This window comes from Streptomyces sp. SID14436 (assembly GCF_010548465.1).
Lineage (GTDB): Bacteria > Actinomycetota > Actinomycetes > Streptomycetales > Streptomycetaceae > Streptomyces.
Window position 1 is genome coordinate 1 of record NZ_JAAGMD010000430.1, and the last position, 5,372, is coordinate 5,372.

Annotated in this window: 4 protein-coding genes and 2 rRNA genes; all 6 read right to left on the minus strand. The window is 68.4% G+C overall.

Going from position 1 to position 5,372, the window contains the following annotated elements; all coding sequences use genetic code 11:
* Positions 1-115: 115 nt before the first annotated feature.
* Entirely contained in the window at positions 116-448 is a 333-nt protein-coding gene (locus tag G3I53_RS14920; RefSeq protein WP_003988855.1) for a small basic family protein, read from the minus strand.
* Positions 445-1,278, minus strand: coding sequence for a DUF881 domain-containing protein (locus G3I53_RS14925; protein ID WP_164332414.1), 834 nt, complete (start codon positions 1,276-1,278; stop codon positions 445-447). The genes G3I53_RS14920 and G3I53_RS14925 overlap by 4 nt, the downstream gene beginning before the upstream one ends.
* A 224-nt stretch (positions 1,279-1,502) precedes the next feature.
* Positions 1,503-3,998 (minus strand): mannose-1-phosphate guanyltransferase, encoded by a 2,496-nt coding sequence (locus G3I53_RS14930; RefSeq protein ID WP_164332415.1) that lies wholly within the window; start codon positions 3,996-3,998, stop codon positions 1,503-1,505.
* Between the two features lie 114 nt (positions 3,999-4,112).
* Positions 4,113-4,721 carry a CDP-alcohol phosphatidyltransferase family protein gene (locus G3I53_RS14935; RefSeq protein ID WP_164332416.1) on the minus strand — a complete coding sequence of 203 codons (609 nt, stop codon included), beginning with the start codon at positions 4,719-4,721 and terminating at the stop codon, positions 4,113-4,115.
* Between the two features lie 111 nt (positions 4,722-4,832).
* Positions 4,833-4,949 (minus strand): 5S ribosomal RNA (gene rrf / locus G3I53_RS14940).
* A gap of 88 nt (positions 4,950-5,037) precedes the next feature.
* Positions 5,038-5,372: ribosomal RNA gene (locus tag G3I53_RS14945) — 23S ribosomal RNA — on the minus strand; the annotation flags it as partial.

The window sequence follows — 5,372 nt, forward strand, 5'->3', positions numbered from 1 at the left end:
GGGGCGGGCGCCGGGCCGGGGCGGGCCGGCGCGCCGTCCGGCTCCTCGCGGGGCTCGGTGCGGCCGTCGTTCCGGTCGTCGTTCTCGTGGTCCCGCTCGCGCTCGTTCATCGGCCTCACGCCCGGAAGACGTGCCGGCGGATCGCGGCGGCGTTGGAGAAGATGCGGATGCCGAGGACGACCACGACTCCGGTGGAGAGCTGGGCGCCGACGCCCAGCTTGTCGCCGAGGAAGACGATCAGCGCGGCGACGACCACGTTCGACAGGAACGACACCACGAAGACCTTGTCGTCGAAGATGCCGTCGAGCATGGCCCGCAGCCCGCCGAAGACGGCGTCGAGCGCCGCCACCACGGCGATCGGCAGATACGGTTCGACGACCGCCGGGACCTCGGGCCGGACCAACAGGCCGGCCACGACTCCCACGACGAGGCCCAGTACGGCGATCACGATGTGCCCTTCCCGGTTATCGGCTGTGCCGTGCGTACGATCACTCTCGGTGCTGCGGGCAGCCGGAGGTCGTCCGCCGTGGAGAGGGCGGTCCGGATGCCGTAGTTCTCCTGCAGGGCGTGCAGATACAGCCCGTCGGCGCTGTTCTGGAACCGGTCGCTCAGCGCCGGCCCGTCCCCCACCGCGAGCACCGTGTACGGCGGCACCAGCGGCTTGTTGTCGACCAGTATCGCGTCTCCGGCGGCCCGGATCGCCGACAGGGCGGTCAGCCGCTGTCCGTTGATGGAGATCGCCTCGGCGCCGGACTCCCACAGTCCGTTGATCACGCGCTGCATGTCGCGGTCGCGGACCCGGCCGGTGTCGGAGAAGCCGGAGGCCCCCCGCGGGTCTCCGTCGGCACCCGTGCCGGCGTCCTTGGCGTCGTTCACGACGAGCCGTACTCCGGGGCCGTGCACCGGGACGGAGCCGGCGAGGAGACCGACGAGGTGGGAACGGTCGCCGCCGCTGTCCCGGAGCGCTTCCTGCCGCCGGGCGTCCACGTCCGCGCGCAGTGCGTCGACCCGGTCCTCGAGCGCGTCGGCGGCGTCGGTCTCGTCCTCGATCCGGTCGATCAGTTCCTCGCGCTCCTTGGCCACGACGGGGGCCGAGACCCGCGCCTGCGCCGCCCCCACGGTCACGACCAGCGCCGCGAGCACGAGTCCCACGGCGAGTCCGAGCTTCGCCCTGAGGGTCTTCGGCAGGCCGCCTTCGCCGTCGGCCTTCTTGCGCGCCGCGGCCTCGGCGTATCCGTCGTCGAGGCTGTGGTCCATGACGTTGGTGAGCAACGACATGGACGCGTCCGGGCGTGGCGGCCGCGTCGGTGTGCTCCGAACGGGGGGTTGCTGCGGCATGCGGGACATCGTCGCACGTCGCGGCCGGTACCTCCGAACGGCCCTGGCCGGGTGCCGGACAGGCCCCCTTGGGGAGGCTTGTCCGGCACGCACGCATCCCGCCGGTTGTCCGCCCCGGCCGGCCGGCGCCCGGTGACGCCGGGCCCGGCCGGGGGCGGGCCCGTCTAGCGTCCCGCGCTGTCCACGACGGCGGACCACTCGTCGAGCAGCGCCTGGGCGGAGGCGTCGTCGGGGCCTTCCGCCCACAGGTGGGTGACCGCCTCGGCCGGGTCGGGCAGCACCATCACCCAGCGGCCGTCGGCCTCGACCACGCGCACCCCGTCGGTGGTGTCGACGGAGCGGTCCCCGGCCTCCTCGACGACGCGCCGCATGACCAGGCCCTTGACCGCCCACGGCGTGGCGAGGTCCCGCCGGATGACGTGCGCCCGCGGGATCCGGGCGTCGATCTGGCTGAGCGTCAACTGCGTGCGGGCGACCAGCCCGATGAGCCGGACGAAGGCGGCCGTGCCGTCGTAGACGCTGCTGAACTCCGGGACGATGAAGCCGCCCTTGCCGTCGCCGCCGAAGATCGTCCCTTCCTCACGGCCCACGCGGGTGAGGTCGTCGGGGGACGTCGTCGTCCACTCGACCTGCGTGCCGTGGTAGGCGGCGACCTGCTCGGCGATCCTGGTGGTCGTCACCGGCAGCGCGACCCGGCCGCTGCGGCGCTCGGCCGCGATGAGGTCGAGCATGACGAGCAGGGCGCGGTCGTCCTCGATGATGCGCCCCTTCTCGTCGACGAGGGACAGCCGCTCACCGACCGGGTCGAACCGCACGCCGAACGCGGCCCGGGACGACGCCACGATCTCCCCGAGCCGCACCAGGCCGGAGCGCCGCATGTCGGCGGACTCGGTCGGCCGGGACTCGTCGAGGCCGGGGTTGATCGTCAGGGAGTCCACGCCCAGCTTCCCGAGCAGGCTCGGCAGCACGAGGCCGGAGCTGCCGTTGGAGGCGTCGACGACCACCTTGAGCCCGGACTCGGCGATACCGGTGATGTCGACGTTGCGCAGCAGCGAGCCGGTGTACGAGTCGAAGACGCTCGCGGGGAAGTGCAGGTCGCCGATCTCGCCGGGGAAGGCGCGCCGGTACTCCTGACGGGCGAACACCCGGTCCAGCTTGCGCTGGCTGCCCTGGGACAGGTCGGCGCCCTGCCCGTCGAAGAACATGATGTCGACCGAGTCCGGCACGCCGGGCGTCGTCCGGATCATGATGCCGCCGGCGCTGCCCCGCGCGGTCTGCTGCCGCGCCACGGGCAACGGCACGTTCTCCAGGTCCCGTACGTCGATGGCGCTCGCCTGGAGCGCGGAGATCACCGCGCGCTTCAGCGCACGGGCGCCGCGGGAGTGGTCGCGGGCCGTGGTGACCGTGGACCCCTTCTTGAGGGTCGTGGCGTAGGCCCCGGCGAGCCGCACGGCCAGTTCGGGGGTGATCTCGACGTTGAGGATGCCGGAGACCCCGCGGGCGCCGAAGAGGTGCGCCTGCCCCCGGGACTCCCAGATGACGGACGTGTTGACGAACGCGCCGGCCTCGATGGTCTTGAACGGGTAGACCCGCACGTTGCCCTGGACGATCGATTCCTCGCCGATGAGGCACTCGTCGCCGATGACGGCGCCGTCCTCGATGCGGGCCGCGCGCATGATGTCGGTGTTCTTGCCGACGACGCAGCCGCGCAGGTTGCTGTGCGGTCCGACGTAGACGTTGTCGTGGACGACGGCCTTGTGCAGGAAGGCGCCGCTCTTGACGACGACGTTGGAGCCCACGACGGTGTGCTCGCGGATCTCGGCGCCGGCCTCGACCTTGGCGTAGTCACCGATGTACAGCGGCCCGCGCAGGTCGGCGTCGGGGTGCACCTCGGCTCCCTCGGCCACCCACACGCCGGGCGAGATCTCGAAGCCGTCGATGTCGACGTCGACCTTGCCCTCCAGGACGTCGGCCTGGGCCTTCACGTAGCTCTCGTGGGTGCCGACGTCCTCCCAGTAGCCCTCGGCGATGTAGCCGTAGACGGGCTTGCCTTCCTTCATCAGCTGCGGGAAGACGTCGCCGGACCAGTCGACGGACACGTCGGCCTCGACGTAGTCGAAGACCTCGGGCTCCATGACGTAGATACCGGTGTTCACCGTGTCGGAGAAGACCTGCCCCCAGGTCGGCTTCTCCAGGAAGCGTTCGACCTTGCCTTCTTCGTCGACGATGGTGATACCGAATTCCAGCGGGTTGGGAACACGGGTCAGACAGACCGTGACCAACGCGCCCTTTTCCTTGTGGAAATTGATGAGCTCGGTGAGGTCGAAGTCGGTCAGCGCATCACCGGAAATGACGAGAAAGGCGTCGTCCTTCAGTGCCTCCTCGGCATTCTTGACGCTTCCGGCGGTGCCGAGTGGCTTCTCCTCGTTGGCATACGTGAGCTCCATTCCGAGCTCCTCGCCGTCACCGAAGTAGTTCTTGACGAGGGATGCGAGGAACTGGACAGTCACCACGGTTTCGTTGAGCCCATGCCTCTTGAGCAGCCGCAGCACGTGCTCCATGATCGGCCGGTTGGCGACCGGCAGGAGCGGCTTGGGCATGCTTGAGGTCATGGGGCGAAGGCGTGTGCCTTCGCCTCCGGCCATCACGACGGCCTTCATGTCGGAAGCGTCCTCCTCGAAGAGACGACGGTCTGGCCGACGTCACCCGCAGAGATTGCCCGCAGCATTACCCTGCGAGGCGTGGCGCAGCCGTGCGCGTACGAATCAGCGAGTTCAATCGGCCATGGCGTCCGCACGAACCAGACGGCGGACTTGTATCACGTAGAGAACTCCTGCCCACCAATACAGGGTTGTACCCCATCCGGCGAACGCCCATCCGAAAATGGCAGCGAGTGACGCGATCCAGCCGGATCCGTCACTGAGCAGGAGCAACGGGAACGCATACATCAGGTTGAAGGTGGCGGCCTTGCCCAGGAAGTTCACCTGCGGCGGCGGATAGCCGTGGCGCCGGAGGATGCCCACCATCACCAGCAGGACCAGCTCGCGGGCGAGGAGTACGGCGGTGAGCCAGAGCGGCAGAATTTCGCGCCAGGTGAGGCCGAGCAGGGTCGACAGAATGTAGAGCCGGTCCGCCGCGGGGTCGAGGAGCCGGCCCAGGTTGCTGATCTGGTTCCACCGTCGGGCCAGCTTGCCGTCGAGGTAGTCGCTGATGCCGCTCAGCGCGAGGACCAGCAGCGCCCAGCCGTCACTGTTCGGGCCGCCGAACTCGGGCCTGAGGATGAGCCACAGGAAGAGCGGCACACCGAGGAGCCGCGCCATGCTGAGGATGTTGGGGATGGTGAGGACGCGGTCCGTCTGGACGCGTGTCTCCTGGACCTCCACCCGGGAGCCTCCTGTGGGAATACGTGTGTCAACGATGCTTCATGACTTTACATCAACGCGAAAAAGCTCCGGCTCTCGGGTTGTATGCCCGAGAGCCGGAGCTCAAAAGGAGTTCGGCGGCGTCCTACTCTCCCACAGGGTCCCCCCTGCAGTACCATCGGCGCTGTAAGGCTTAGCTTCCGGGTTCGGAATGTAACCGGGCGTTTCCCCTACGCTATGACCACCGAAACACTATGAAACACTCAACCGCACCACAGCGTGACCTGGCGCGGGGTTGTTCGTGGTTTCAGAACCAACACAGTGGACGCGAGCAACTGAGGACAAGCCCTCGGCCTATTAGTACCGGTCAACTCCACACGTTACCGTGCTTCCATATCCGGCCTATCAACCCAGTCGTCTACTGGGAGCCTTACCCCATCAAGTGGGTGGGAGCCCTCATCTCGAAGCAGGCTTCCCGCTTAGATGCTTTCAGCGGTTATCCCTCCCGAACGTAGCCAACCAGCCATGCCCTTGGCAGAACAACTGGCACACCAGAGGTTCGTCCGTCCCGGTCCTCTCGTACTAGGGACAGCCCTTCTCAAGACTCCTACGCGCACAGCGGATAGGGACCGAACTGTCTCACGACGTTCTAAACCCAGCTCGCGTACCGCT